The sequence below is a fragment of the Spirulina subsalsa FACHB-351 genome (assembly GCF_026130165.1).
Classification (GTDB): domain Bacteria; phylum Cyanobacteriota; class Cyanobacteriia; order Cyanobacteriales; family Spirulinaceae; genus Spirulina_A; species Spirulina_A subsalsa_A.
In genome coordinates, this window is the sequence record NZ_JAIHOM010000225.1 from 1 (window position 1) to 3,104 (window position 3,104).

3 protein-coding genes, 1 tRNA gene and 1 pseudogene are annotated in these 3,104 nt (G+C 47.5%); 1 reads left to right on the forward strand and 4 read right to left on the reverse strand.

Annotated elements, in window-relative coordinates; all coding sequences use genetic code 11:
- Nucleotides 1–84, forward strand: a pseudogene (locus K4A83_RS23805) (RNA-guided endonuclease TnpB family protein); the annotation flags it as partial.
- Between the two features lie 188 nt (nt 85–272).
- On the opposite strand, the gene K4A83_RS22390 reads toward K4A83_RS23805, so the two are convergent.
- From K4A83_RS22390 to K4A83_RS22405, 4 genes are all read right to left on the reverse strand, one after another.
- A tRNA-Met gene (locus K4A83_RS22390) sits at nt 273–349 on the reverse strand.
- Nucleotides 350–463: 114 nt separating this feature from the next.
- Nucleotides 464–862: a hypothetical protein gene (locus K4A83_RS22395; protein WP_265266932.1), complete on the reverse strand. Its 399-nt coding sequence runs from the start codon at nt 860–862 to the stop codon at nt 464–466.
- Between the two features lie 148 nt (nt 863–1,010).
- Nucleotides 1,011–1,859 (reverse strand): Uma2 family endonuclease, encoded by an 849-nt coding sequence (locus tag K4A83_RS22400; protein WP_265266933.1) that lies wholly within the window; start codon nt 1,857–1,859, stop codon nt 1,011–1,013.
- A 72-nt stretch (nt 1,860–1,931) separates the two neighbouring features.
- Nucleotides 1,932–2,726, reverse strand: coding sequence for a Uma2 family endonuclease (locus K4A83_RS22405; RefSeq protein WP_265266934.1), 795 nt, complete (start codon nt 2,724–2,726; stop codon nt 1,932–1,934).
- Between the last annotated feature and the right edge of the window lie 378 nt (nt 2,727–3,104).

Below are 3,104 nucleotides of genomic sequence, written 5' to 3' on the forward strand. Positions count from 1 at the left end.
GTGGGGCGCGCCCGAATTCACGCATCGGGAGAGATTCCCTCTTGGTTGGTTGGAGAAATCCTGTCAGCTAACGGAGACTCGTAGAACGATGAATCCCCCTGCCTTCAGGCGGGGGAGAACGTCAAATCTTGCGCTCGGCATCAAAGAGAAAATAGAGGGGAGAAAATAGAGGGAGCATTCGGTCGCCATATTTCTGATAGCAAATCTGGTACAACATGAAAAACCCTAGACTCTCAAGAATCTAGGGTTTTCACTGGCTTTTATATCCTATTTGGTGGCGGGAGGCGGATTTGAACCACCGACCTTCGGGTTATGAGCCCGACGAGCTACCAGACTGCTCTATCCCGCGTCGCTGTTTTCAACTATAGCGCATTTGGCGCACAATTTACAAGTATATCAAAAAATTTTTTTGATTCCTAGGGTTAAGCTAGAAAAATTGAGAATTATTCATGAGCCATGAATCCTACTGTCCCGTGTTGCTGGCATTGGTTTGAGCATATTCTAGATAGCCTTGATATTCCGTGACTTTTTCTTGAGCCGTGGCATAATTGGGATCGTCTGCGGGGACTTGCTGCATAAGTGCGATCGCCTCTTGCCAAGTTTGCGCCACTTGTTGCCACTCCGCCTGAGTTTGAGCCGTTTGCACCGCGTTAGCCGCCTCCATTGCCTTATTCACCGCATCTCGGAAAGGCGTGGGAGAAGTAGGAACCGCAGGTGCTACCTCAGTCGGGGGGATTTCCTCCTCCACCCAAGTTTCCTCCTCTGAGGCAAAAGGATTAATTGAGTTAATCATCTCACACCCCCCCAGAAAAGTTAGGACGGTTGCACTGGCCAAGATTACAGTTAAACGATTCAACATCATAGATTCTGCATTAATGAGCGGTCACTGAAAAAAGTATAGCGGTAGCTGTGTAAGATCGGGACAGGAGTTGACATCCTCCCCAGCCCAAAGAGAGAGTCTTAAGTTCACATTTAAGGGTTCCTGCCTAGAAATAGCTGTTCTAATTGACTCACAATTCCTCTGGATTAATGCCCTGAGCGCGTAATAATTCTGCCAGTCGTTCCGCTCGTTGGCGTTCAGCTTCCGCCCGTTGGCGTTCTTGTTGTAGCTCTAATTCTGCTCGTTGACGTTCAGCTTCCGCCCGTTGGCGTTCTTGTTGTAACTCCAACTCTGCTCGTGCTGCCCTTTCCTCCCCCGTCAACAACAAATTCCCCTCCCTGTCCCACCACCGCAACCAAGGCAACTCTAGATTCCCATAGCGCCCTTGCCATATCCCCAACTCCACCCCCATTGGTTCTATGGGATAATGCCCTCGCTCATTGGCCTGAACTAACTCATAATGATTTTCAATGACATGATAAACCTCTACACTGGCTCTTTCTACCTCATAAATGGCATAAAAGGCGGGACGGATAATCTGTTCATACACCCAGAATTTACCCGGTTTTTGACGGTCTTGACCTATCTGAGATAAAGGTGTTCTATCTCGCTCTTCTGACCCATCCCCAGAGACAAACTCAATGGCAATTAAAGGGGAAATAAACTCTTGCCACAAGACATAAGACCGTCGGACTCGTCCCTCTAGACTCGGGGGAACATTAGGAACATAGAACCAATCTGGACATTCTGCCCCTTTTTCGGGAGGGTCTGTGAGTCGCCAGTAAATGCCGCAATCCTGACCGATAGCATACTGTCCGTCAGGATGGAGTTGTTCTAGGGTGGGTTTAATCGAATCAGTTAATAAGATACTTTGGGGATGCTCCTGAAAGTTTTTCACAAAAGTACCGTCAGAATCGGGGAGTTGGGTGTGGTCAGGAAGGCTAGTAATGCCGAAGGGGGAAGATTTGGCGATGGTCATAGTTAATCGTTTCTCATCGCAGGGTGTGGCTAGGATTATAACACTTGGATCAGAATAGGTGTTCTAATTGACTCACAATTCCTCTGGATTAATGCCCTGAGCGCGTAATAATTCTGCCAGTCGTTCTGCTCGTTGGCGTTCAGCTTCCGCCCGTTGACGTTCTTGTTGTAACTCCAACTCTGCTCGTGCTGCCCTTTCCTCCCCCGTCAGCAACAAATTCCCCTCACTGTCCCACCACCGCAACCAAGGCAACTCTAGATTCCCATAGCGCCCTTGCCATATCCCCAACTCCACCCCCATTGGTTCTATGGGATAATGCCCTCGCTCATTGGCCTGAACTAACTCATAATGATTTTCAATGACATGATAAACCTCTACACTGGCTCTTTCTACCTCATAAATGGCATAAAAGGCGGGACGGATAATCTGTTCATATACCCAGAATTTGCCCGGTTTTTGACGGTCTTGACCTATCTGAGATAAAGGTGTTCTATCTCGCTCTTCTGACCCATCTCCTGAAACAAATTCAATGGCAATTAAAGGGGGGATAAACTCTTGCCACAAGACATAAGACCGTCGGACTCGTCCCTCTAGACTCGGGGGAACATTAGGAACATAGAACCAATCTGGACATTCTGCCCCTTTTTCGGGAGGGTCTGTGAGTCGCCAGTAAATGCCGCAATCCTGACCGATAGCATATTGTCCGTCAGGATGGAGTTGTTCTAGGGTGGGTTTAATCGAATCAGTTAATAAGATACTTTGGGGATGCTCCTGAAAGTTTTTCACAAAAGTACCGTCAGAATCGGGGAGTTGGGTGTGGTCAGGAAGGCTGGTAATGCCGAAGGGGGAAGATTTGGCGATGGTCATGGTAAATAAGTTCTCATCGCAGGGGATGGAGACAGTATAGCATTTTCTACTGTTCGTATTTCTTGATGGGATAAAATGGGTAGCTACAAACCCTGTCTAGGCAAGTCTTAAAGTAGAAACCGGGTTTCTGTTGAGATGTCGCGGGACAATGAAGGGGTGCAAGAAACCGGGTTTCCGGATGGGTAGCAATACTAGACCCAAAAAACTCTAGAATCGAGAGATGTGATTAAACTGGAATCAGGTCGTTTTCCACTTACCGATCATGTTTTCTTGAAAGCCCCGATACTTTAGGACGGGGATGAAAAGAAAAACAGTATGTAACCCGCGAAGCGTCAACACTTAATGAGCCTTGCCAGTTTTATTAAGTGTGTTATAATG